The sequence below is a fragment of the Rosenbergiella metrosideri genome (assembly GCF_022602565.1).
GTDB classification, from domain to species: domain Bacteria; phylum Pseudomonadota; class Gammaproteobacteria; order Enterobacterales; family Enterobacteriaceae; genus Rosenbergiella; species Rosenbergiella metrosideri.
On the sequence record NZ_JALBCV010000014.1, the window covers coordinates 41,247 to 66,455 of the forward strand.

Here is a 25,209-nt window from a genome sequence, read left to right on the forward strand (position 1 = left end):
CGGAATAGGATGTCATATGGCCAAGGAAAAACGAGGGAACTCCTCACAACTAGCAACACGTTTAGTCTTTTTTATATCAGGATTCGTGACAGCGACGTGGGCGGTTATCGTCCCCTATGCTCGAGCTAACACTAGCATTAGTGATGCGACTCTCGGTTCACTATTACTATGTTTAGGTATTGGCGCACTCATCACCATGCCAACGACTGGAGCACTCACCAGTCGGTTTGGTTGTCGTAAGGTGATTATTGCCGCCATTGGCTTGATTATATTAATAGTCCCGCTCTTGTCGGTAATCACTCAGCCTATTCTATTGGGGCTGGTTTTGCTCATCTTTGGCATCGGCGTCGGTATGACTGACTGTGCAATGAATATTCAAGCGATCCTGGTTGAAAAAGAGTCCTCTATTCCCTTAATGTCTGGCTTTCATGGATTTTACAGCATCGGAGGCATCGCTGGGGCGGGAATGATGACGTTTCTCTTAGCATTCGGAATTCCAGTAATGCTCGCCACCTTCGTCATCATACTCTGTGTAGGAATTCTCACTCTCTTAAGCTATCCAGGCATATTGCCTTATGCCAATCCAAAAGCAGGCCCAGCCTTTGCTATGCCTCGTGGTATTGTATTATTGCTTGGTATTGTTTGTTTTTCGGTATTTTTGACTGAAGGGACGGTATTGGACTGGAGTGCTGTTTATCTCACGCAAGTTACTGGAATGCCAGAGACCTTGGGTGGATTGGGCTATACCTGTTTTGCCGTGGCAATGACACTTGCTCGGCTAACGGGGGATAAAGTTATTAAACATATCGGGCGTTTTAAGGTCGTTGTCATCGGTGCGATAACCGCTGCATTAGGACTGGCAATGGTGACTTTTATCCCACTTTGGTACCTCTCTCTAAGTGGTTATGCGTTGATAGGGGCTGGCTGTGCCAATATTGTCCCCATAATGTTCTCCGTTGTGGGCGAACAAAAAGTGATGCCACAAGCAGTGGCTGTCCCTGCAATGACTACCTTGGGCTATCTTGGCGTGTTAAGCGGGCCGGCTATTATCGGTTACATTGCACATTTAAGCTCATTATCGAGCTCTTTCTCTCTTATTATGTTGCTAATGCTAGTGGTCGGAGCACTCTCTTTTAAACTCAACTTAAATCAACGTATCTCGTCTTAGGGGAAGTAATAGAATAGGATACCAGCCGGGTTTGGCGTCTCCCGTTAAGCCCGTTGACTGATAAGTCCTTAGCCAGCCCTCCCCATCTAGATGGCTTGACAGTTCGCAATATAACGAGACGATTGTCGTATTCACCACAAGCTTCATCAATTTTTCTGCCAGAGTCGTCACTCAAAGTTATCACGATTTGATCATTCCACAGCAGGTGAACGCTGCCCCCTTCACGGTAGCGAAGAGTCATTCGCGTATCTACTGCTGACATGATGCTTACTATAGGGATATACGATTATGAAATATTATATAAATTTAACTATCATTAGTAGAACCTGTTCTTAACAAGAAACGTCCCAAATGGATAGTCCTAAAAATAAAGGTTTACGCGATTGGCTTGTTTTTATTAGAACGGTTGATGCTGGAAGTCTCTCCGTTGCAGCCAAAGAATTGAATATGACCGCTGGAGCCGTCAGTAAAATTATCTCCAAGCTTGAAGATTACACATGCACAAATCTGCTAGTGCGCGACACTCACGGCATTGAACTGACGATTGCTGGAAGATTAGCCTACAATAAAGCGTTAGAGATTACAGAGTTATTTCAAGAGTTACTCGAAGAGCTAAGAAACCCTCAAAAACAGATAAGGGGGATGTTAAAATTAAGTGTCCCTGTAATCCTTGCTGAATTTTTAGCCAATCGCTGGGCGCAAGAGTTTATGGAAATGTGGCCAGGGACTCAAATTCAATTAGATGCAAGAGAAAGCTCAGAGCTTAGCCAAGATGTGCCAGATCTCGATAATCTTATCTTACGTAGCGGCAAACCTGAAAATGAGAACATTGTTTATCGAGAGTTACCAGGGCTAAAAGTTGCCCTGATTGCTACTCAAGAATATATCGATAATTACGGCCGTCCTCTTCACCCTAATGACCTTTCACAGCACAATATCTTCAATTTACGCCATAACGGATTCGGCACCACATTTAAATTCAGTAAAGGAGAAGAATGTTACGAGATTGATAATATCAATAACAGCGCCCTTTCTTCGAATAATCATTTATCTTTGATCAATTTATGCATTGAGGGAAAAGGAATTACACTGGGCACACCGGGCTGGCTGAAATCTGATTATGCAAAACAGGCTAAACTTGTCATATTGATGCCAGAATGGGCATTAGAGCAAGTCCCCGTTTACTTAGTTTGGCGGCCTAGAAAAATTTACTCACCGCTGTTTATTGCTTTTCGTGATTATATTGAGAAACAATGGATTGCGAGGTGATGTCGAGAATTGAATAAAGTATACTGATGAATAATTCCTATATTATTATCAGGTAGCAATGAAAGTAAGGGGGGCGCGGTAAGGATTTTATTGGCTTATAGTTATTAATTTTCACCCCCCCCTTAAATCACAAAGGTCAAAAAATCTTATTTTATCAATTAAGCGATTACAGACATTCAATAGCCAGCAAAAAAGTAGTAAATAAATTTTGATTAATGTAAGCAACCGCTAAATTATTATATCCGACGACCTGTAGATTAATTATAGTCTAAGCCAAAATAAATAATTCACGCATCAATTTACTTGCCCTTTTATAAAGCAGACTTATAAAATAAATCCCCAATCAAACCAAAGAGGATATGTTTGAAAAAAACGATTAGTTAGACCAATGAATAAAATAACTTTGCAGACATTACAACCCCTCCAGGACAATATTACCAACAAGAGGACAAACTTTATTTAGTTAAGTCCATTCAAAAAACAATCCTTTCTATTTTGAATGGAGATTATACTTTCGAAATGTTTTCTAGTGTGTAGAAATCGAATAGATTACTTTTAATACCCCAGTATAATGGCCTGCATTTTTGCCAGAGTAATCAAATACTGGCGTGATAAACTTTAAAGGTGCGGGTAAGCAGAGTGATACTCCTGGTATACCTGGTAGAACTACATTTCGTTGAATATTTCTTGCGTTGGCACCTTTCCAAACGAAAGCTTTCCCATTTGACACCTGATCAAGAACTCCAGTTGTCGGGTTGAGTACTTGAAGCTTATAATTGATAGTATTGTCAATTTTATTTTTATCAGCGCCATCCCGGTAAACTGAAAATAATTCAGGATCTTTACCTATTAAACTTCTACTATCATCTAGGAATTGTAATTGTACCATTTTTGCTGAGGTCCCACCATCGTATAGACACATATCGAGGCTAGCAGTCCCACTTACACTGTCATTGCTCCTACTTCCTGGTCGATAAGTTAAGTTTAAATCAACATGCGGATCAGAAGTTGGAAACGCAGGAAAATATATCATTTGTTTTGAAGAGTCAGTCACCTCCACCGTAAGTTTCCAATAGATCTTTTCAACAATATTACTGGGAAACTTATAGTCACGCTGATTCAATACAAGGTTACCTTCCCAAATCCCTACTGGAATATTTTTTAGGGTTTCCCCATCCAAACCAACTTTAATCGCTGGATCATATTGAGAAAGTTGACATTCAGCAATATCCCATGGGTATCTATCAACACACCCAAGACTCCAACGAAGTGCTGCAATATTCACAACTATGTTCTGATGCGTATTTTTCTCATGCATCGCTAACTTAATTTGCCCCCAAGTACTGAGAGGGGATGAGCGCGAAATTCTAGGACCGTAGACACCTTCTACGGGGCATGCTCCATTTTCTGTATCACTTGTAGAATTACAACTGATCAGTCTATATTGAGAAACAGGATATCTTGTTATAAAATCACCTTCTTGCCATTTTTGAGGCACAGCAGATAGATCATACTTTATACTTGCAACATACTGAGATGCTTCAACTTTATATGAAAATAAAAAAAACAATACCAAAAAAATAAGGTTTATTATTTTAACTACCCTACCGCACTCCAAAAATAATGAATAATGCTTCGTATTTCCCCTCAAAACATTGACCTCCCACCACTTTAACTTAAAGGACATCCCCGGAGTGATGATTTGATATCCTTATCAATTGAATCATTCATCTCCGACATATTTTTAATTATATCTTTACGATGGTCATCGACCATGACATTCATAATTTAGACTTACCAATTATTATTCTGCTCTCCCCTTCATACAATATGAAATAAATCTATAGCAGAGGACTAATTGTTCATAACGGTCAAGCTTGTATTGCTCTTTGCTTTTGCTGTCATGATAGTAGCCTGCTTTTTTTCTGCAGAAGGCAAACTGGCAAAATTGATACTTTTGCACGTCGTTTCTCCAACATACCGAATAACGTCCCTCATCTTGCTGACCTTCATTCCGCATTGCAAATAAGCATTGTTTTTCATGACATAAAGCATTTTCATTTTTTGTGTCGTTTCAAAGGTCACTAAACCATTGCCTAGGGGAGCCCACGATATGACATTGAGTGGGATAACCTCCTCAACGGCGTTTCCTGTCTCATCAAGAAGATGAGCCATCCAGGTATAATGTGATTCGATCTTCACATCGCGGTTATAAACTTTCCCTGGCGTCATGAAAATTTTTCTTACGCCTGTACCCGATTTTATTTCACTGCTGACACCACCACTAGCTAACGTTGATTCATCAACATTGACCTGACTTTCACGGTAACCAGGAACTGTAAATAATGCTCGACTATTTCCTTTGACCTCGCTTTGACCACTCGTATCCACCGAGACATTAACCTTCGAACTATCTGAAGTATCGCCTTGATTAACATTTATTGTTATCGCTGAAGATGCCGTACCATCTCCCCAACGACCAACTGTTAGCCCCTCCCTATCCAAAATAAAAGAGGAACTATAATTACCACTTCCATTGATAATATTCCCCCCTCCTGTTTTATTAAGAGTATCACTAATAGTCACTGCCCCTGCGCCATACTGCCCGCCTGCTCGTCCATACAGTGAAGAGGTAATCGTATCTGTATTGATACCATTTATTGAAATACCTTTCTCATTTTCGCCTGTATCATCACTATACTGGCTGGATGCAATATTATAGCTAATCGCATTACCTGCTCTCTTACTCGTTTGTACATTCGAACTGGCCGAGAAAGTCCCGCGGTTGCCTTCAATATCGTGAGTATTAGTCGATAACGATAGTGTTACAAACATGCCCTTATCCTGAGCATTATAGGAACTATCATTACGTAAAAAAGCATTAAGACTTGTCGTGATATTTAGACCACTGATGTTTGCGGTTCGGGTAAGCCCCGCCTGCCAAGTACTACTTTTTGAATAAGACTGATAAACGGTCTCCCATGGTACCCCAAAAGAATAATTTGGGTCGTAATCGACCATATCTTGACGCGTGATATAACGGCCCTTATTCATACTTGTTGAGAAGCCCAGTGTGGCATACCAGTTGTCTAACGGTACAGATAACATGATGTTAGTACTTTTATAACAACCGTTGATACTGTATCGGTTAACTCCCTGATTATCACAGTCAGTCGCTTTCATCTCGCTACGATAAAAACTAAGTGAAAATCCATCATTGTAATTGAGCTGCTGAATGGTACCTCGAGATCCTTCACTACCGTGCAAATAACTCACCCTTGAGGTCATCACACCATCAACCCATCCCATGTCGAATCCGTGTGACCAATCAACAGCACTTTCCCAGAAATTCGCTGAATTGAAATAAGCTACGCCTGAAGTAAGCGCTACATTGTTCATCACAGGTAACCTTATTCCAGCCTGGAATACTTTATCATCCTGATGTTTATCAGTTTTACTTCCTACATAGCCTTCATTGTCTGGTACCCCACCTTGAATGAACCACTGTAATGTCCTAGAGGTCAGTTCTCCTAAGCCAGTATAAGGAACGGTCTCAGTTCTCACCAATTGGTTGTTTTCGTAAACCTTCAAACTTATAGTATAGCTTCCTTGTGGTAACGACCGGGTATCCAGTGCTTGAGCGCCCGCTTTTAAATAAAATGATGAAAGTAACTGTTCTCCCCTATAAGCATCGACTCTTGCTTCATGAGAGAGAAATATATTTATAGGAGTTCCCGTATTTACTTTATTAACATTGACCCAAGCAAGCGTGGAACCCGCTCTAAACCCGCGTATTTTACCCAATGGTAGCTGGCTGAGATTAATATTACCGCCAATATTACTAAAAATATCTTTTGAATCCATGATGCCAGCTTGCAGATAGAATCTTTTAAATAAATCCCTCCTAACGTAAGCATTGTTAACAAATATATCATTTTTTCTCTTACTTTTTGAACGTTGCCCTTGAAAACTCCAATCGACATTTAAATAACCATCCTCAATTATCCCTAAAGTTCCATTCCCTTGAATTGATGCGGATTGATAATTTTTATCCGCAACAAAGTTTATATTTTGCTGATGAATGAAAGCATTATGGCTCTCAGCATTGACTGCATAATATGTTTTGTCTTTTATTTGTGATGTAATGTACTTATCTGAAATAAAAACATTAACTCTAGCATTGTCCTCATCATAAATAATATCGACATTATCTGTATCTATAAAATCACAACCTGGCTGATCACCATTACTGCTACAAGATAATTGACTATTCCGATGAAAAGTCCCATCAAAGTATTTCGACAACATCCCCTTAAGATTATGACTGTCTGGATACTTTTTTAAAATTGCATTGATTATTTTATTAGGTTCAATGAAATGGATATTTTCAAGATCCACTGAGATTTTGAAAATCCCCAAAGATTCGCCATAAATAGAGACATCACTAAGAATCGTTTGTCCCTCTGCGAGTTCTTCAAATCCCTTAGGAATACGAAGAGATGCACATATCGATGTAGAGAATGACAAAATGCTTACAAATAAAGAAAACAGTAGAAATCGTCTATTCATTATTAGCCTAATACAAGCATTTTCTAATGGCAGGGATCCCCCTGCCATACATAGATGTTATGGGTTAGCGGCGGCAGCCTGAGCAACCACGATACTTACAACACCAGAGTAACTTCCTGATGTAGTGATCGCGTTAGGATTTTCCTGGGAGATAACCAGGGGCATTACTGAAGATCCATTTGCGACACCATTCGGAAATGTACTTGCGAAAGTCAGTGTCTTTGATGTAGTGGATAACGCATTCCCATTAAGTGTCACTTTTAATGGAATAGCATTAGTACCATTATTATCTGTAAGTGATGGAGTATTGACCAAACTCACAAGGAGATCCCTGTCAGTGGTGTTAGACCAGAGTTTGACTTGCTGCGAATAATCAGCTAACCCTTTTCCTGGAAGATACTGCATCGTTGCCGTTGTCGGTAAAGGTGAACCATCGGCAAGTGTAATATCAACTGTTGGATCTATTTCAGCATTAACAGTAATATCTCGCTGTGCAGCACTCACACTAAATGCTGCTACAAGAACACTGACAATAGAAATAGCTTTAATTTTATTTTTCATGTTACATTCCATTAATGTTATGCCCTTTTTAGGGCGTTCGAAAGTACACCATTTAAAAATGGTGATATAGTATGACGATAGTCATATTAATTTTGTTCTCTCCCTATAATGAAAAATAACGTTTCAATAATATGAAATTTTCATTGTAAGGAGATCGAATTTCTACCCTATTATTTATTTAGCTAGTGTTAGCTCTTCATTCTTTCCTGTTATCCAATTATTATATTTTATGTGGTATTCTTTATTCTTATCGAAAGAGATTCCCTTAAGAGTAACGACTGTATCTGGATATACAGTAGAGGATATCTTTTTCCACTGGCACTCGCCTGATTTATCGCAAATGCCTAATTCATCAATTGCAATCCTGATTGTCCCCTCGTTAGACACCTTTCCAGTTTCGTCGACTATTTTCAGACTCGTGATGACCTTTTCTGGCGCAACATGAATAAGTGCGCCCCACACAACATTGACGCCAAGATTTGCTGTTTTAGATAAATTTCTGTCACTCCCTGGTAAGGGAATCAAATTAGCTTCATTGACACTTTCAAAGTAAGCTCGCCAGGTTGTTTCTTTTTTCGGCGGAAAGATTGAAACAAGCCTTACTACCCTCTGGCTTGAGGCAGCAAGGGCAATTTTCTCAGGAGTGATCACAAGCCCCGCTGCACTTGTATTATCGCTACTTTCCTCATGTTCCTGAGCTGTGCCAGGTTGAACAATTTTTTTCAAATTGACTTTAATAAACTGAACATCATTATCTTGAGAGATAACTTTTATCTGTGAAACCCCTTTCATACCTATCGCTACCTCCATAGGATAGATATACATCGCACATGAAGCCGAATTGACCTGTACAAGAAAAAGACAAGTGAAAGCAATTGTTGCCAATAGCCTATTTAATTTCATATTGAAACCTTTTATTTAAAATAATAGCGCCAAATTATTAATTATTAGGAAGTTATTGAGAGTACGCGATAAATCGCGTGCTCTACTTCCGTCACGTTAACTCATCAAAAAAATCTATATTCTGTTGACACTACCAAAATTAAAATTATTAACTACTCAATAACAATATCGAGTGATGACGTAAAATAACCAATAGCATTGCACAAGGTTGTCAAAACTAATATTGATGAGCAAGAGACCATTTACGAATGCAGAACCGCTAGCAAATAAAAATACATTACGACTACTAAGTCGGTAACGGATCTTTTTCAGTATCCCATAGAGTTAATAACTTTACTGATCATAGAAAATGGACTTGAAGTAGTGTGTTTTACAGTAATATACTCAATACCAACTTCTAATAAAAGTCCTATTATGGAAAATTAGTTTTTCCTGAAAAGAAAAACACTAAAGACGAAAGGTAAAATCATTTAATGAAATTCATAACCACTCTATTAAACACGTACTAATAAACTCCACATTCCTCTTTCCATTTATATTCTATATACTTTAGAAATTCCGCAAGCTCATTCTTAAAGTAAGGTCTATCCTTCCACACCAGATAATAGTTAAGTTCTTTCATTTCCCACTCGCTCAATATCACTTTAATTTTATTCATTTTCACTAATTGACGAACATGAATTAAAGGAATACCCACAAGCACGCATCCCTTGTCTAAAACCATCTTTAATGATTCCTCTATTGACGATAGGTGTAATCCATCATTAGCGAAGGTATAAGAATCTCCCTTTTTTACTAATTCAATATCATGCTCACCTTCGTTCGCTATAAAATATATAGTTGGAAGTTTTCTTAAATCATCAGGCACTTTAATATCAGTAACATTCTCCATATCGGCACGACAGCAAATAACTCTTTTCACTGGGTGAAGTTGCCTATGTATTGCCAACGGATAACCTGACTTTCTATTTGTAATAAATAGCTCATCAATATCCAAACTATCCATGTTTTCTTTTGACTCGATGACTGATATATCAATACTCCTTTTATTTTTACAGTACTCATAACACCAATCAATCAAGAATGACTCAATAAACCGATGAGGTGTAGATATCTTCAGCGTTGATTTTGATGACTTCAACTCATCAATGAATCGTTGAAATTCCTCAGTAATTAATAGCGACTTCTCATAAGCAATTTCTCCCATAGGTGACAATTTGATACTACGTGTGGTTCGTTCAAATAAGGTTATTTGCAAATAACTTTCGAGACGCGTTAGTCTCTTGCTTATTGATGAAACACTCATTCCCATTTGCGATGCGGTCTTCGAAAGGCTTTTGGTTTCTGCGATGGAAATAAAAATCCAAAAATCCTTAAGGTAAAACTTCATTTATTTTATTCCTGACATTTATCTAAAAATGAATTGCAATATATTCAAATATAAAAAAACGGTCAACCTAGTATCAGTAAAAACAGATTTTCCAAATTGGAATGTACTATTTATTACTTATAAATAAGCAACTTGAAGCGTGATGCGATTTATTTTTGGCAGAAAGGGAATTATGATTTTATTTAAAGGAAACGAGAGATAGTTTACTTTTCTGCAATATTGACTGCCTAAGTTGGGAAGAGTTCCGCAGCACAATTATCTATCACTATCCCGGTTTGAGTGGATAAATAGGCGCCTAGAGTATCAAAAGCCTGTAGAGTTCGATTTCTATCAGCAGTTCGGCATTTTGATCTAAACCTGAAAGGATAATGAGACGGTAGACATGACATCAATGTCAGTGTTATCGATGGCTGACAAGGTACTCACCTTTCTCTATTTGTTTAACTAGCCGGTTTTAATGGAATCCTTAATAAAATGGCTTTAATTGTGCGATAAGCTATTCACGCTAGCGTCATTAATACTTCACAAGATGATACTACAAGCAGACTAGCAAGCCAGTTCACTAAAAAACGGTCATGATGACGGTGGAGGTAAAGACCTTTTCGGTACAGTTATTATCGAGGAAGGTGATCAGCGGAGAACTTGGTCAGTTTCGTCAATCACCGCTATGCATTGAGCAAATGAAGCTACAGAGTGGTTAAGAATTCGATATTCGAGTAAAAATGAAGGGATAACTGACATTACTAAAAAGAGCCTCACTACCTAATACAGTGAGGCGACACAGTATAAACTCCAGCTCCTGGCTAACAGTCTTCGCTTATTTCTTTTTGTTGAAACGATAGACTAAAGCCATTGATGTCACCAACATCAGGATAGGGGGCACAACCACGGCGATTATCGGAGTGATTGAGAATATTAATCCCAAGTTAATACATATCTGATAAATGATATAAGTGACCAGTCCAATAATGACCCCTAAGGATAACCGGTTACCCATTCCCGAATCTCGGGCGTTCACGAAAGTGAAGGGGATAATGAGCAACACCATCGCTAAGACTAAAATAGGTCGTCCCAGCTTTTGCCACAACGCAGAACGGTACTCCATTGAAGGCTGCGCAGTCTCCTTTAAATAGTGAATATAATTTTTTAGTTGCGGAATGGAATAGCTATCACTCGATAGTTGGAGCTGCTTTAAGTTATTACTGTTAAAGATGGAATGCCAAGCCATTGTCGCTTGCTGTTCGGTTGACTGACTGTCGCCTTGCCATTGGGTGTGCTTCACATTATGCAAGGCCCAAGTGTTGTCCTCACCGTATGTCGCCGACTCGGCAAACAGATAATTGTTAAGCGTTAAATCACGGTTATAGTCGAAGATCTCAATATTTTGTGGCTGCCCATTTCTATCGAGGTGATCGATGCGAACGAACTCTTCACCTTGCTGACCCCAGATTGTCTTGGTTTCAGGGTCGCTGTCTTGGCTTTCTGCTAAAGCCGTCTCTTTACGCACTTGTGCTTGCTGCTGTAATGGGGAAGCGACCCACTCGTCAACCACTGCCAAGGACGCCGTGAACATCACGCCAGAAATAAGTACCACTATCGCTATGCGAAAAATGGAGAAGCCCGCACAACGTATAGCCGTGAGCTCCATATTTTTTGACATATTCCCCAAGCCAACAATCCCCCCCAATAGGGCGATAAACGGGCTTAAGTTAACGAGGCAGCGAGGGATAAGTAAGGTAACGACCCATAACGCTTGACCCCAACTATAAGTCGCCGAGACATCTTCCAATTCTGAGATAAAATCAAACAGCGTGAAGAGCGGAACAAGCAGGAGCGCCGCCGCCAAATAACCGATAAATAAATGGCGAATTAAATAACGCGAGAAGATATTCATTTAAACCACTTCTTTAATAGTGAAGAGTCTTTGACCCAGAAGTAAAGGATGCCAACTAGCATAACCCAAGACACTAACCATACCCCGATAATCGGCGGTAGCATCCCGTTACTCACCAGAGTCCGACAGATATTGCCGGCGAAAAAGATCACAATAAATACTAAGGCAAGCGGCAGCAGTACTGAAAAACGGCCCTGACGTGGCCTGACCCGACTCAGCGGGATTGCCAGTAGAGTCATCAATACCGCATTGAGTCCACGCGTCTGACGCCATTGTCGCTCGGCAATATCAGATAAGTCATGCGACTGGTCCAACATCTTCATCGATTTCGCTTTACTCCGAACTTCTTCGTCATCAGCCGCTGGCTTTAAATTAATCGCTAAATTACGATAAGTTTGTTGGCTATCGTTATTCGAGCCGTGTTCGAAGGTATAGGCTGAACCAGATTGTAGGTGAGCAATAGGAGCCTGCGGGCGAGTATTATCGATGCTCCCTACTTCCGAGCGGAACACTTTCGTCACACCTTTATCAGTGGTGTAGATAAACGTATTCTGGATATGATTATCGGTTGGCGTAATGGTCTGGGCGTGAACCATGGTGCCATTATCCTCGATATTAAATTTATTGGCTTGTAAGTGGCTGACATCGAAACTAGATTGCGATTGCTGCATCAATTGATCGATATGCGCGTAAGCCCAGGGTCTGCCATACATAGAAAGTAATGCACAAGCGGTTCCGACGGGTATCGCAAGTAATAGAATGCCGCGATAGAGGCGTAATGGCGAGATACCTGCCGCCTGTGCTGCGGTGATCTCCGAATCACTATAAAGTTGTCCTAATGAAATGGCCGTGGCTACGTAGAGCCCGATCGGCAGTAGCATCTCTAACGCAATTAAAGCCTTATAAAAGACAATAACAAACACCGCTTTAAGCGCGAGAGTACCATTCGCCGCGTCAGTGAGGTAACGTTGAGCGGAATAAATAGTGAATATAAAGATTAAGAAACCGACAATCATCAAGACGACGTTGCGCGTTTCTTTCATGACATAACGCTCAAACAGATACATAACCTAACTTAACCCCGCAGTACGCTCTTATTACGAGTAATTTTCTATTCGCCTCTCCTCAGCCCTCTAGCTTGAGGAAAGGTTGACGGATCCATGGATGTTAACACATAGCGAATCAATGAGCCGTCTAACTTAAGAATTATACTGTTACAAGAATAAAAAATGATCGATAGACGGCGTTGATTTTCCGCTTACCTTTTTCTTACGTTCCCAGCCTCAATAGAGGCTCTCTGGGCCGCTGCCGCCCTGATCAACAATAGGGAAGCTTAACAATACTCCGTGAATGCTTTATCATGCTGCAGTCGAAATTGAAGCAACAAGGTCTTTATGACACTGAAATAATACTTAAGTGCATGGTAAAAAGGCATGCATCACGCCTTCATTTCCAATTGGGATCCCTCCGCCATCAGCGTTGCGAATAATCCACCTTGTTAGATTGGCCTGAAGAAGCCATACCTAATCGCTATTTAATACTGTCTTAGAGTTGGTCTTAATGAAAAATTGGTTTTCAGACGGTGCTTTCCGCACTATTCTTCGAAACAGCGTCTATTTACTCTCAGGAAATGTAGTCAGTGCACTACTCGGACTCTTAGCCCTCTCCTGTGCAGGTAAAGGCATGACCCCCCACATGTTTGGGACCTTGGTCGTCATTCAGTCTTATACCAAAGCCATCAGCGATTTTGTGAAGTTTCAAACCTGGCAGTTTGTCGTACAATATGGTGCTCCCGCACATACCAATGGTCATCAACAGCGTCTGCGTGATGTCGTCTCTTTCTCATTTGGGCTGGATATTGCTAGTAGCGTCGTAGCGATCGCCGGCGGTATGCTGCTGCTTCCTTTCTTATCAGACTCCTTAGGCTTGGATGCAACCTCTTTTAAGCTCGCACTACTCTACTGTACGCTGATACCGTCGATGGCCTCCTCTACCCCAACGGGTATCTTAAGGACCTTAGATAGATTCGACCTTATCGCTATTCAACAGGCCGTCAAACCTTTATTGATCGCTATTGGTAGCCTTATTTCATATTTCGCTAACCTAGGCTTTGCGGGCTTCGTTGTCTCTTGGTACCTCGCTAACCTCTTTGGGGGATCACTCTTCTGGTGGTTTGCTCGTCAAGAGCTTAAAAGACATAACTTGCATAATGCATTGCGACCTTCCCTCTTTAAAGCGAGTAAACGAATTCCGGGATGTTGGAATTTCGTCTGGACAACCAACTTCGCTCACTCTATTTGGGCTGCGCAAAACTCTTGTAGCACGCTACTAGTTGGGATTTTTATCGGACCTAGCGCAGCAGGACTTTTCAAAATCGCTATGACGTTCTTCGATGCAACCGGAACGCCCGCTAAATTGTTGGAGAAAAGTTTTTATCCAGAAATTATGCGTCTCGATCCACGAACAGCTAAACCCTGGCTATTAGGGATCCGTTCTTCTCTATTTGCAGGAGGATTGGGCTTAATTATTGCGTTGATTGTTTACGCAGCAGGAGGGTCCGTGATTGCTTTTGTCTTTGGCCAAAAATATCTGGAAGCTTACGGCCTGATACAGATTATGTTAGGGGCAATTGTTATTTCCATGATGGGCTTCCCCCAAGAGTCATTACTCTTAATGGCGGGTAAACAACGCGTTTATTTAGGCGTACAAATTATTGCTGCGGGATCGTATATCCTCTTATTAATGTTATTATCCCACCTCTATGGCGTAGAGGGGGCTGCTGTTGCGTATTTAATCGGGCAATCGTCAGAAGTTGTTCTTACCCTCTTCCCAACACTCTTAGCTTATCGTCGGCGACATTCGCTGATTTATCATAAACCGCTTGAGACAGCATAAATGAATAGTATGAGTTGGAAGAAATATCCTCAAGAGGTCGTTGATCGTTTATTTTTAGCGATCGACGAAGACGATGTTATTAATAATGAAACCACGGATTTACCCGCGATAGAACTCGGTACTTCGCAGCAAAATATTCGGGATTATTATGCATTATGTTTACAGTTGTGGGAGGAAGGCTTCACTCGCCAAGAGTTGCTAGGGTTAATCAAGCAACTTTTAGCCGGTCAAGATCTTACCGAAGCTCAACGTAAACAATATAAATATATTCGTGCACGTTACAAACATTTGCGCTTTGCACAACGGCTGTATAGTCGTCACCACGACGCTGAGAAAATATTCAAAGCGACCACTGTCTACTTAGGTCATTTGCAAGATGGCTTTAAGAATGGTGATAAAAAAAGCGTCCAGCATTACGGTAAAATCCTGCGGTTATTATTAAGTCGTCCAGTCTGGAACTGGGTTAAACGCTCTCTTAACCATCTACAGGTAGATAACGAAGCCGGTTACCAACGCTACGTCTCACAACAAATGAGTCAATTGGCAGATATGCTTAATAAACCCACGGTAACCGGCACTGAATTCCACGATATAAGAAAGATTGTCAGCCAGCAGGTCTCTTTTTTCGATACACAGCGCTCTATTGAAAATAATACGCCTCGTGTTTATGCCATTTCACGTTTTCTTGCCAATATTAATGGCCTGATGGGGGATAAGCATGATGACATGGTGGCAGATAAACTGTCAGGCGCTCGCGAATATGAAACGCCTACGCCTCTAGATAGCCATATCCGGGAATATCTGGAACAACTGGTAGGGAAAATTGTCAGAGTCTCATAATGAGTATTACCTATTAGGCTCTCTAAGAGGATAGAAAGATGACTCGTCAATTTGTCGCGGTATTACTATCATTGCTCCCTACCCTCGCAATGGCTAATAATTTTATTATTGGCCAACCTGTCAAACCTTTATCGGTAGCGGATAAAGGTCAACTGATCCTTAATGGCGATACGATTACCTATCAACCTTGGGCCAGCCAACAGCTGTTAGGTAAAGTACGAATCATTCAATATATTGCCGGCCGAAGTTCTGCCAAGAAGCAAAATGGCGACATGATTAAAGCAGTCAAGGCGGCACAATTGCCTACGGCTTACTTTCAGCCAGTGACAATAGTGAATGCGGATGATGAATTATTCGGGACAGGGTTATTTGTACAGGGAAAAATTGAGAAAAATCAGCGCAAGTACCCTTGGGCGCAATTTGTTATCGACAATGACGGCAGAGGAAAAGCGCTTTGGCAACTCCCCGCGGCATCATCAACAATCATAGTGACGGATAAACAAGGTAAGGTACGCTGGCAGAAAGACGGTCCGATGACGGATGCAGAGGTAAGCCATGTGATCCAATTACTTCACGATTTGGTGGCACAAGAGGCAGGAAACCACTGAGGGAATAAAACTGCCGTAATTCTAAGCCTTTAGAATTACGGCAACGTGTTACGCTTTCAGTTCTGCAAAAGCACGAATCATGGCATCGATTTGCTCATCACTGTGTGCTGCATTGACGCTACAACGCAATAGCGTCATACCGAAAGGTGCGGCAGGTGGTAGGACCAGATTGACATAGACCCCCTTCTCGACCAAAGCTCGCCACATCTCAAGTCCCGCTTCTTTAGAGTCAATCATTACAGGGACGACTGGGCTTACTCGCTCACCAAGCTTGTAGCCAAGGTCAGCAAGGCCTTTATACAGGCGATGTGCATTGCTCCACAACTTCTCACGCAATGCCGTTGAGTGGCCGACTTGTCGTAACGATGCTCGGACTGAAGCGATGCTTGCAGGTGATGGGGATGCGGTGAAAATATAAGGGCGGCTGCAATAACGTAATACATCCAGCTGTTTACCGCCCACTGCGAACCCACCGATTGCGGCAAGACTCTTCGAGAAGGTACCCAAAATAATATCGATGTCGGCTTCTACGCCCAGATCTTCAACCAGTCCGCGACCTTTTTCGCCCATCACGCCGAAAGAGTGTGCTTCATCAACCAAGATGTAACCACCGTAACGGCGCTTTATTTCGACAATCTCTTTTAGCGGTGCGACGTCACCCAGCATACTGTAAATGCCTTCAACGATGATGATGGCTTCTTTCGCTTTCTCACCTAAACGTTGCATACGACGTTCAAGATCTTTGGCATCGTTATGGCGAAAACGAATGATTTGCGCGCCACCTAATGCACACGCATCATAGATGCTAGCGTGCGAGTCTTCATCGATAATCACAACCGCATCCGGGGTAGCGAGAGCACTGATTACGCCCAAGTTTGCCGTGTAACCGGTAGAGAAGACTATTGCGGTGGGTAAATCAAAAAATTCAGCAATCTCTTTTTCTAGGGCTAAGTGAGATCCAAAGGTTCCGTTTGCCATACGAGAACCGGTTGTACCCGTTCCTTGTAAGCGCAAAGCTTCTTGACTCTCTTCAATGGCCTCAGCATCGAAGGTTAGCCCAAGGTAATTATTTGAACCTGCGAGGATGATTCTTTTATCGCCAATACGCCCTTCGGTCGCTGAATAGATTTCTTCGATACAGGTTCCAAAAGGATTGATGCCCGATACTTGAAATTTTTGACGCTCTTCAACAAAGCGGGTGAATTTGTCATATAAACCCATTATTGCTCTCCAATTAAGGGTTCAATGGCCGCGACTAACTGCTCTGGTGTTTTCACATTCATCAGGATGTTGATTGGGATTGAGATATCTAACTCATCTTCCAACATCATCAGTAAACGCATCACATTGACTGACTCTAAACCGAGGTCGTTAACTAAATCACTATCCGGCTTTACAGTTTTACCTTCGGCTACGAGTTGTCCAAGACAATCAATAACATAATCGAGTAGTTGCTGTTTATTTTCCATTGCCATCTTCTTACTTAGAAATGTAAATCAAAATAGCCCGTCGCGTAGCGCGCGTTCTAACCGTATGTTCGGGGTCCAACCAATATTACGTGTTATCGTAACGTTCGTTGCTGACCAATCTTTATGTGTTAACTCACCAATTTTGCTCTGCGTTAGCATCGGCTCTCTACCCGATAAACGGCTAATTTGCGTGGAAAGCATTGCAATGGTTTTGAGTAACGGAAGAGGAATTTTTATAATGCTGACCGGTTTTTGGCGAATAGCTTGGCCAATTTTTTGTAGATCCTGCCATCGGTAGCCTGAAGCATGACCATCACACAGCTCGTAAGGTTCGCTATTCTCGACGTTTGCCTCGATCCATTTGACCACGGCCTCTGCAAAATCATAAACGTGCAGAAAAGATAATTGTGTAGTCGAGGAACCCGTCTGTGGAAGTAAACCCCGTAATAACCAAGTGAATACCGGATTAAGCTCTTTATCCCTAGGTCCGTACACGGCAGTAGGCCGGAAGATCCCTATTGAAACGCTTGAGGCTTGTGCCACTAACTGCTGTTCGGCAATAGCCTTAGAGTGGGCATACCAAGAAAGCTGGGGATGACGAGCAGCCAGCGAAGAGATAAACAGGTAACGCTTACACCTGTCGCTCTGTTCGGCAGCACGAAGTAAACGTAAACTCCCTTCAACATTTGCCTGCGTGAAGGTTGAGATATTTTTACCTCTTACCTGGCCTGCACAATGGATAACAACATCGGCCCCCGTCACTAATTCGACCAATGACGACTCATTTTCTAATGAACCGCGTACCCATGTCAGACCCGCTAGGGGAGATGCCTGCGAGGGCGAGCGCGTCAGCGCCCGCACCTGAAAACCAGCCGATAACAGTTTCTCAACAATGTGTGAACCGATAAAACCCGTCGCACCTGTCAAGGCAACAGTTTGGGTCATTGTTTATTTCCAGCGAGTTGCAACTGAGGCTCAAAATTTTGATTTAAATAGAGTTTTTTTGCTTCCGCGCGGGCCGGTTTACCGGAGGAGGTCCGTGGAATACTGTGTGGTGGGACCAGAACAACGTCTACCGACACACCGAATTCATTACGAATACGTGATGAGAGTGAGTGAACGATCTGACCACGGCGTTCAGTGGAGGTCACTCGGCACTGAATCTGTAGGATAATTCTTTCTGCGTCGTCGTGTTCTTGATTCGTCATAAAAGCGATCGCGTCACCGGTACGCACTTCTGGTTCAGCTTCTGCCATATATTCAATATCTTGTGGCCAAATATTACGTCCGCGGATAATGATAAGATCTTTTTTGCGCCCGGTAATATAGAGTTTACCGTCGAGCAGGTAGCCGAGATCGCCCGTATCGAGCCAGCCTTTATCTTGAATCTGCTGATGTGACTCTTTATCGCGGAAGTACCCACGCATCAAGCTCGGGCCAGCAATACAGATATGACCAATACTCCTTTCAGGAAGTGGCTCGTCTTTTTCGTTACGGATAACAATTTCGTGCCCAGGCATCGCTTTGCCGCAGTTTACAAATACGGCTTGCGCAGCACTCTCATCTTTTGGCGGTACAGCTTTACTTTCGTATTCTAAAATATAGCGGTCAACCACGTTATAACGCGGTCCAGTGGCTTTATCGAAGAAGCTCACTGCGAGGGTATTTTCCGCGAGTCCGTAGCAAGGCATAAATGTGTCTTCGCCAAAGCCAACCTGACTAAAATGCTCGCTAAAACGGTCCAATAAACCAGACGGGATAGGCTCTGCACCAACACCGGCAATTCGCCAGCTCGAGAGATCTAATTCCGCTAACTCTTTCTCATTACTACGACGCAGACAGATTTCATAGCCGAAAGGTGGCGCAACGGATACCGTGCCTTTGTTTTTGGTTATGAGTTTCAGCCATTGAATGGGACGCATAGCGAAATCCTGCGTACGCAAGTAGTCCACCGAGATTTGTGTTGCCACTGGGGTCAATACAAAGCCAACCAACCCCATATCATGATAGAACGGCAACCAAGAGACACAGCGGTCGTCTTTTTTCAGTTTAATACCGTCATGGCTAATTGCGCGAAGGTTAGCCATTGCTGAGGCTTGGGTAACGACAACGCCTCGTGGAAAGCGAGTACTGCCAGAGGTATATTGTAGATAGGCAATGTCTTCTGGTGCGACCTGAGGTAATTTACTCGTCGCATCGTAAGAGAGCTCAGCAAAGGCTTCATGGCTAAGAATCGTCGGCGAATTATAATCACAGACAACCTCTTGCACCATTGGCAGCCACTCTTTACTACTCAAGACCACCGAGGCTTGACACCCGTTAAGTAAACCCGTCAGTTTCTTAACGTAGGAGGCACTTTGACCGATCCCCATTGGAATCGCGAGCGGTACAGCAATTAATCCTGCGTATTGACATGCAAAAAATGTTTCAACGAACTCAACACTGGTTTCTGCAATGAGTGCAACGCGATCCCCTTTAGTTAATCCTAAAGAAAGCAACTTATGAGCGCCCTCTACAGCGTTGACTTTCAACACACTGTAAGGCACTGCAGCCATCAGGTTATTACGGCGATCATAAAAGTTCATGCCGGTTTCACCGAGTGCTGCGTAATCCAAGGCTTCAGCTAGCGTTGCGAAATCTGCATAGCGAATTGGAAGTTGATGATGGGATTGAGTTGCAAACGTTGTAGACGCTTCCATATAGTGGTACACCTGTTGATACTAATAGATATTGAGGAAGTTTAAGCTCCATACAGAGCTCCCGACCAAAGTAGTAATTCAAGCATCTTCCAACCTACGATATACATCGCTGCCCGCTCACCCTTTCACACAGATCACTGACTCCTGCTTAGGGAGTGATAGACCCGTTGTCTTGAACAGAGTTCATCACTTCATGACGAAAACGTAGGCTGTGTACTAACCGTTCGCTTAATGCTTACATGAAATTTTAGACAAACACGCATGCGGTTTTAAGGGGTTTGCTCTGAAAACGCTCGGCAATTGTAAAGATCTTAAAATATCATGTCATAGGTAATATGTGCGTTCCACTACTTTTACTACTAAATTGCGCACTCACCGCTAACCTGTAACGTTTTCTTTTAAAATCATAGCATTCGTTACAAATTAATAGTATGTCAGAATGTTTTCAGGCTAACTTTCAAAAAAAAATTGACAATTACTACCGTGACTGTTTCGATATACTAACACACTGCCGAGTCTATAGCCTCCTCTTTCTTTATTGCTGCATGTTGCTGCGTTTCTTTCAGGGATCGCCTGGAGTGATTTGCTGTCAATTTAACAATTACTAGAAGTAATGGTATTTATGATCTCAATAGAAAAAGTTTCGTCCAAACAGGATCTGAAAGCCTTCATCAATTTTCCCTCTACGCTGTTTGCGGGTGACGAAAATTGGATCGACCCATTATTTGTCGAACGTGAAGAACATCTTTCTAAAAAAAATCCCGCCTCAGACCATGTAGTTTGGCAAGCTTGGCTTGCTAAGCGCGGCAACGAAGTTGTCGGGCGCATCACAGCACAAATCGATTCGCTTCACCGTGAACTCTATGGTCCTAATACTGGCCATTTCGGCATGATAGATGCTATCGATGATGAAGAAGTGTTTGCAGCGTTATTCAAAGCAGCAGAAGAGTGGCTTATATCCCAAGGTGCTCATCAAATTACCGGACCTTTTAGCCTCAACATTAATCAAGAAAGCGGACTATTAATCGATGGCTTCGATACTCCGCCCTCTGCGTTAATGACCCATGGTAAACCTTGGTACGGTAAACATATTGAGAAGCTTGGCTACAGTAAAGCTATCGACCTTATTGCTTATTGGATGAAACGAACAGATCTTCACTTTGAACCGGGCCTGACCAAATTAATGGATAATGTTCGTAAAAGAGTGACCATCCGTCCGCTTAATCGCAAAATTTTCGACCAAGAAATGCAGATTCTGAGAAACCTTTTTAACTTAGGTTGGCAGGATAACTGGGGCTTTGTTCCTTTTACTGAACATGAGTTTGCCACCATGGGCCAACAGCTCAAATATTTGGTGCCAGACGATATGATTTATATCGCTGAAATTGATGGCGAACCCGCAGCATTTATCGTCGGCCTGCCTAATATCAATGAAGCGATTGATGGACTCCAAGGCAAGCTATTACCCTTTGGCTGGGCAAAAGTGCTGTGGCGTTTGAAAGTTCGTGGTGTGCGTACCGCTCGTGTACCGTTAATGGGCGTTAAGAAAGAGTACCAATTTAGCCGTATTGGACCGATCATTGCTCTCCTCCTCATCGAAGCACTACGAGAGCCTTTCCGTCGTCGTAATATTGATGCACTGGAGATGTCTTGGATTCTCGAAACCAATACGGGAATGCGTACGATACTCGAACGTATTGGTGCTGAACCTTACAAAAACTATCGATTATTCGAGAAGAAAATCTAGTCGTCTTCGTGACGGATCAGCACGGTAGCAGCGAGGCCATCTCGCTCGCTACCCTCTAAATATATCTAAAGATGACTCATCATGTCGATTGAAAAACGGACTGGTTTAAAACGCTTACTTTTCAGTATTAACAACTCTTGGTCAGGCGTTACTGACGCCTTCAAAACTGAGGATGCCTTTCGTCATATTTTCATCTTCAGTACGCTGTTAGTCTTACTCTCTTTCACGCTGGATATTTCAAAGACCCAACATATTGTACTAATACTCTGCAGTTTTTTATTAATCGTCATTGAATTACTCAATACCGCTATCGAGACGGTAGTGGATCGAATTTCTTATGAGATTCACCCGCTCTCGAAGCGAGCAAAAGATATGGCAGGGGCTGCACAATTAGTGGCAATTGTCGCAACGGTACTAACTTGGTTGGTCATTCTATTTTAAAAAGACTGGTTAAGTGTGTACTGGGCGTTAATGTGACAACAGTCCTTAACGCCCATCCGACTTAATGAATTGCTTCTACTGCAGCAATTACGCTGGCAAGGACTTCCTCGTAAGGCTTTCTTGAGTCTAAATCTAAAATATTCGCACCGTTATAGTTTAGCTGACGCATCACACCAATCTTATCGCTCAGCTCTTGGAAACTGTGATCAGGTTTACGAGCAAAGGCAGTCTCGACATCAATATCTAAACGGATAATCAATTGTGGCTGATAATTAGCTAACTTCTCGTAAATCACGACTTCCCTTTTCGCCATCTCTTTCAATAACCAACCTTTCACCCGCTCTACGCCTAACCCCGGGCCATCATAATGGAACCCTGAAATTTCCGCTTGAGGGTAACGATCCGCAATCACTAACACACCACTTTCAGCCAACGCTCGCGCTTTATGAAAATTAGAAGAACGCCAGCAAGAAAGTGCATACATAATGAAAGCAGCCCACAAGGGAGGCGCTTCACTTCGCATACTTTGTGTCTTCTCTGATTTTTTTGCGAGACGGCGTTCTAGCCAGACACCAATAATCGGAAGCTTTTTTATTTTATCGCCATCTTCTCCCGAAATTAACCCTAAGTAACGTCGCTCAGTCGGCCGAATTTTCTGCATGGCTTTAATTAAGTCCGCAGTAATCGTCGATTTCCCCGAGCCGTCACAACCGACAATCGCGACCATATTGGGAATGACGATGGGTGTCACTGCAGAAGAGGGTGACGCTTGGGCATCAGAATGAGTTGTCATAGTAGAGCTATTTACCGTTGTCAGTGTTAATTAGGAAGAGTAAACGTTTGATGAATGGCTTCTAAAGAAGCCTTGAATACTTCGTCTTCAGGATCCCTGCCACATAACTCAAGAATATGTGCACCATTAAAATGTAACGTTGGGATGACCCTAATTTTCTCACGTAATGAGGCGATATCATGGTCGGGTTTACGTGCGTAGGCTGTCTCTTCGTCGATAGCTAAACGAATCAATAATGCGGGAGGATAGGATGCCATCCATTCATAGAGACGCTGCTCGCGTTTTCTTAACATCTGAATCCATCGGCTCCCACCTTGCGCTTTACTCAGATGCGGCCCATCAACTCGAAAACCCGCGACCTCTGCTTGCGGGTAACGATCAGTGACTAACAATACGCCTTCTTCCGCTCGACGCAGCATCCGTTTAAACTTATAAGCACGCCAGCAGGACAATAAGAAAATGACTGTTCCTTCTACATTGCCCGGCGCAGTATTCGGTTTCTCGTGCACCTTATCGGATTTGCTCACCAGATAGGCAGCAATCTTCTCTCCCACCAGCGGTAATTCAGTAATTTTCTGCTTAATAAAGCCTGAAGATTGCCCGAGATAAACTTCTTCTACTTTTGTTTTTAACGCGAGGGTTTGGACCAAACGGTTGGCAAGCGTCGATTTGCCTGAACCGTCACAGCCAGTGATGGCAATGACACGGATAGGTGAAGATTGAGGGGATGAGGTCGATTTATTCACGATCGCTATTACGTATTATAGTATTCAAATTCGCCCTATAGTAGAGGATTTACGACTCATTGTCTTCTCCTCACCTTGTTAACTGGTTTAAATCAACCTAAGCGAGTGACCGTATCCTTCGCCAATCCAGTCAGCATGATTACCTCGATGTAAAAGACTTCGTAACAGGAGTTAAGCGTAAAACCATTAAAGATATTAAACAGGTTGTCGCAGTAAATAAGAACTTTGTTACAAATAACCCCTTTCATTTAGTTTCCAACAACTAAAATGCAGCTTAAACTGCTCGCCTATAGAGGTTAATTTTTCGCAAAAAAAATCATGGTTTACCCCCACCTACTGCTATTTTATCACACTTTTGGTGACAGCCAGATTACGGAATTTTGCTATCTTAGCTCAGATTCATCATAATTCATCTTTCCTAAAGTGTTAAACACGAGGTTTTTATGTACACCAAGTCCACTCCGGTTATCGCGGTTATTGGTAGCGATGGGTCCGGTAAATCAACAGTCTGTGAGCACCTCGTGGGAACGCTTTCTGATTACGGTACTACGTCTTATGTTCATCTTGGGAAGCAAGCGGGTAATGTGGGCAGAGCAGCCGCCAATCTTCCGTTAATTGGTCGATCCGTGGGGAATAAAATTGAAAAAACGCGCGTGAAGGTGAATAAAACCCATCACACTACCCTATCTGGGTTAGTCGTGGGAATTTTCTTAGTAAGACGCGTACGTCGTTTTCGTAACATGCTTAAATTACGTAAGCTAGGCCATATCATTCTTGCGGACCGTTACCCTCATCTGCAGGTTCCCGGTGCGTATGATAGCCTCACCTTGCCCACTACCCGATCGAAAAACCCATTGATCAATTGGATTGCCAAACGAGAATTCAATGCATTCTCTTGGATGACTCAACACCGCCCAGATTTAGTCATTAAACTCAATGTATCGTTAGATGTCGCCTGTGCCCGTAAACCGGATCATCACCGTGATGCACTGAAGAGAAAAATCGATATTACGCCTAAATTAGATTTCGGCGGTAAAAAGATTATCAATATTGATGCCGACCAGCCACTCGAACAAGTTCTTTCACAGGTCGATCATACAGTTGACGATTTTATGACGGAGCTAGGCTTTAAAAAAGTCATTAAAGGTGAAGTCGCTTAAGTCAAATCCAATCATAGTTGGGGGTATCAAATAATCGATACCTCTTAACTTAAGGAT

21 protein-coding genes are annotated in these 25,209 nt (G+C 42.3%); 8 read left to right on the forward strand and 13 right to left on the reverse strand.

What is annotated here, in order from left to right; translation table 11 throughout:
- Positions 1 to 16: 16 nt before the first annotated feature.
- Complete coding sequence (locus MKR94_RS12780; RefSeq protein WP_241647246.1) at positions 17 to 1,168, forward strand: MFS transporter; 1,152 nt, start codon at positions 17 to 19, stop codon at positions 1,166 to 1,168.
- A gap of 351 nt (positions 1,169 to 1,519) precedes the next feature.
- Positions 1,520 to 2,437, forward strand: a complete 918-nt coding sequence (locus MKR94_RS12785; RefSeq protein ID WP_241647247.1) for a LysR family transcriptional regulator — start codon at positions 1,520 to 1,522, stop codon at positions 2,435 to 2,437.
- Positions 2,438 to 2,963: 526 nt separating this feature from the next.
- On the opposite strand, the gene MKR94_RS12790 is transcribed toward MKR94_RS12785, so the two are convergent.
- The 7 genes from MKR94_RS12790 to lptF all read right to left on the reverse strand — a co-directional run bounded on the left by MKR94_RS12790 (position 2,964) and on the right by lptF (position 12,821).
- The gene (locus MKR94_RS12790; protein WP_241585919.1) at positions 2,964 to 4,088 is read right to left on the reverse strand and encodes a CfaE/CblD family pilus tip adhesin; all 1,125 of its coding nucleotides are present in this window, start codon (positions 4,086 to 4,088) and stop codon (positions 2,964 to 2,966) included.
- A 203-nt stretch (positions 4,089 to 4,291) separates the two neighbouring features.
- Positions 4,292 to 7,006, reverse strand: coding sequence for a TcfC E-set like domain-containing protein (locus MKR94_RS12795; RefSeq protein ID WP_241647248.1), 2,715 nt, complete (start codon positions 7,004 to 7,006; stop codon positions 4,292 to 4,294).
- A gap of 57 nt (positions 7,007 to 7,063) precedes the next feature.
- Positions 7,064 to 7,567: a CS1 type fimbrial major subunit gene (locus MKR94_RS12800; protein WP_241585915.1), complete on the reverse strand. Its 504-nt coding sequence runs from the start codon at positions 7,565 to 7,567 to the stop codon at positions 7,064 to 7,066.
- Positions 7,568 to 7,741: 174 nt separating this feature from the next.
- On the reverse strand, positions 7,742 to 8,470 hold the full coding sequence (locus tag MKR94_RS12805) for a fimbrial protein (RefSeq protein ID WP_241647249.1): 729 nt from the start codon (positions 8,468 to 8,470) through the stop codon (positions 7,742 to 7,744).
- A gap of 505 nt (positions 8,471 to 8,975) precedes the next feature.
- The gene (locus MKR94_RS12810; protein ID WP_241647250.1) at positions 8,976 to 9,860 is read right to left on the reverse strand and encodes a LysR family transcriptional regulator; all 885 of its coding nucleotides are present in this window, start codon (positions 9,858 to 9,860) and stop codon (positions 8,976 to 8,978) included.
- An 817-nt stretch (positions 9,861 to 10,677) separates the two neighbouring features.
- Positions 10,678 to 11,754 (reverse strand): LPS export ABC transporter permease LptG, encoded by a 1,077-nt coding sequence (gene lptG, locus MKR94_RS12815; protein WP_241647251.1) that lies wholly within the window; start codon positions 11,752 to 11,754, stop codon positions 10,678 to 10,680.
- Complete coding sequence (lptF, locus tag MKR94_RS12820) at positions 11,751 to 12,821, reverse strand: LPS export ABC transporter permease LptF (protein WP_241647252.1); 1,071 nt, start codon at positions 12,819 to 12,821, stop codon at positions 11,751 to 11,753. Before lptF ends, lptG begins: the two co-directional genes overlap by 4 nt.
- Before the next feature lie 493 nt (positions 12,822 to 13,314).
- Here lptF and MKR94_RS12825 point away from each other — a divergent pair, with 493 nt between their 5' ends.
- The 3 genes from MKR94_RS12825 to MKR94_RS12835 are packed head-to-tail and all read left to right on the forward strand — an operon-like array spanning position 13,315 to position 16,097.
- Complete coding sequence (locus MKR94_RS12825; protein WP_241647253.1) at positions 13,315 to 14,649, forward strand: lipopolysaccharide biosynthesis protein; 1,335 nt, start codon at positions 13,315 to 13,317, stop codon at positions 14,647 to 14,649.
- A gap of 9 nt (positions 14,650 to 14,658) precedes the next feature.
- Complete coding sequence (locus tag MKR94_RS12830; RefSeq protein ID WP_241647280.1) at positions 14,659 to 15,489, forward strand: hypothetical protein; 831 nt, start codon at positions 14,659 to 14,661, stop codon at positions 15,487 to 15,489.
- 38 nt (positions 15,490 to 15,527) lie between these two features.
- Positions 15,528 to 16,097: a YtfJ family protein gene (locus tag MKR94_RS12835; protein ID WP_241647254.1), complete on the forward strand. Its 570-nt coding sequence runs from the start codon at positions 15,528 to 15,530 to the stop codon at positions 16,095 to 16,097.
- A gap of 48 nt (positions 16,098 to 16,145) precedes the next feature.
- Here MKR94_RS12835 and spt read toward each other — a convergent pair whose 3' ends face one another.
- The 4 genes from spt to MKR94_RS12855 are packed head-to-tail and all read right to left on the reverse strand — an operon-like array spanning position 16,146 to position 20,265.
- Positions 16,146 to 17,318 (reverse strand): serine palmitoyltransferase, encoded by a 1,173-nt coding sequence (spt, locus tag MKR94_RS12840; RefSeq protein ID WP_241647255.1) that lies wholly within the window; start codon positions 17,316 to 17,318, stop codon positions 16,146 to 16,148.
- Complete coding sequence (locus tag MKR94_RS12845) at positions 17,318 to 17,566, reverse strand: acyl carrier protein (protein ID WP_092678101.1); 249 nt, start codon at positions 17,564 to 17,566, stop codon at positions 17,318 to 17,320. Before MKR94_RS12845 ends, spt begins: the two co-directional genes overlap by 1 nt.
- 27 nt (positions 17,567 to 17,593) lie before the next feature.
- Positions 17,594 to 18,511 carry an NAD-dependent epimerase/dehydratase family protein gene (locus MKR94_RS12850; RefSeq protein ID WP_241647256.1) on the reverse strand — a complete coding sequence of 306 codons (918 nt, stop codon included), beginning with the start codon at positions 18,509 to 18,511 and terminating at the stop codon, positions 17,594 to 17,596.
- A complete protein-coding gene (locus tag MKR94_RS12855; protein WP_241647257.1) occupies positions 18,508 to 20,265 on the reverse strand; it encodes a fatty acyl-AMP ligase in 1,758 nt (585 codons plus the stop codon). The genes MKR94_RS12850 and MKR94_RS12855 overlap by 4 nt, the downstream gene beginning before the upstream one ends.
- A gap of 622 nt (positions 20,266 to 20,887) precedes the next feature.
- On the opposite strand from MKR94_RS12855, the gene MKR94_RS12860 reads away from it, so the two are divergent.
- The gene (locus tag MKR94_RS12860; protein WP_241647258.1) at positions 20,888 to 22,012 is read left to right on the forward strand and encodes an N-acetyltransferase; all 1,125 of its coding nucleotides are present in this window, start codon (positions 20,888 to 20,890) and stop codon (positions 22,010 to 22,012) included.
- Positions 22,013 to 22,093: 81 nt separating this feature from the next.
- Positions 22,094 to 22,453, forward strand: coding sequence for a diacylglycerol kinase (locus MKR94_RS12865; protein WP_241647259.1), 360 nt, complete (start codon positions 22,094 to 22,096; stop codon positions 22,451 to 22,453).
- Positions 22,454 to 22,514: 61 nt separating this feature from the next.
- Here the strand turns inward: MKR94_RS12865 and MKR94_RS12870 are convergent, their stop codons facing one another.
- Together MKR94_RS12870 and MKR94_RS12875 are read right to left on the reverse strand one after the other, a co-directional pair.
- A complete protein-coding gene (locus tag MKR94_RS12870) occupies positions 22,515 to 23,246 on the reverse strand; it encodes a nucleoside/nucleotide kinase family protein (RefSeq protein WP_422047527.1) in 732 nt (243 codons plus the stop codon).
- A gap of 26 nt (positions 23,247 to 23,272) precedes the next feature.
- The gene (locus MKR94_RS12875; protein WP_422047529.1) at positions 23,273 to 23,995 is read right to left on the reverse strand and encodes a nucleoside/nucleotide kinase family protein; all 723 of its coding nucleotides are present in this window, start codon (positions 23,993 to 23,995) and stop codon (positions 23,273 to 23,275) included.
- 440 nt (positions 23,996 to 24,435) lie between these two features.
- On the opposite strand from MKR94_RS12875, the gene MKR94_RS12880 reads away from it, so the two are divergent.
- Positions 24,436 to 25,152 (forward strand): nucleoside/nucleotide kinase family protein, encoded by a 717-nt coding sequence (locus MKR94_RS12880; protein WP_241647261.1) that lies wholly within the window; start codon positions 24,436 to 24,438, stop codon positions 25,150 to 25,152.
- Positions 25,153 to 25,209: the final 57 nt, after the last annotated feature.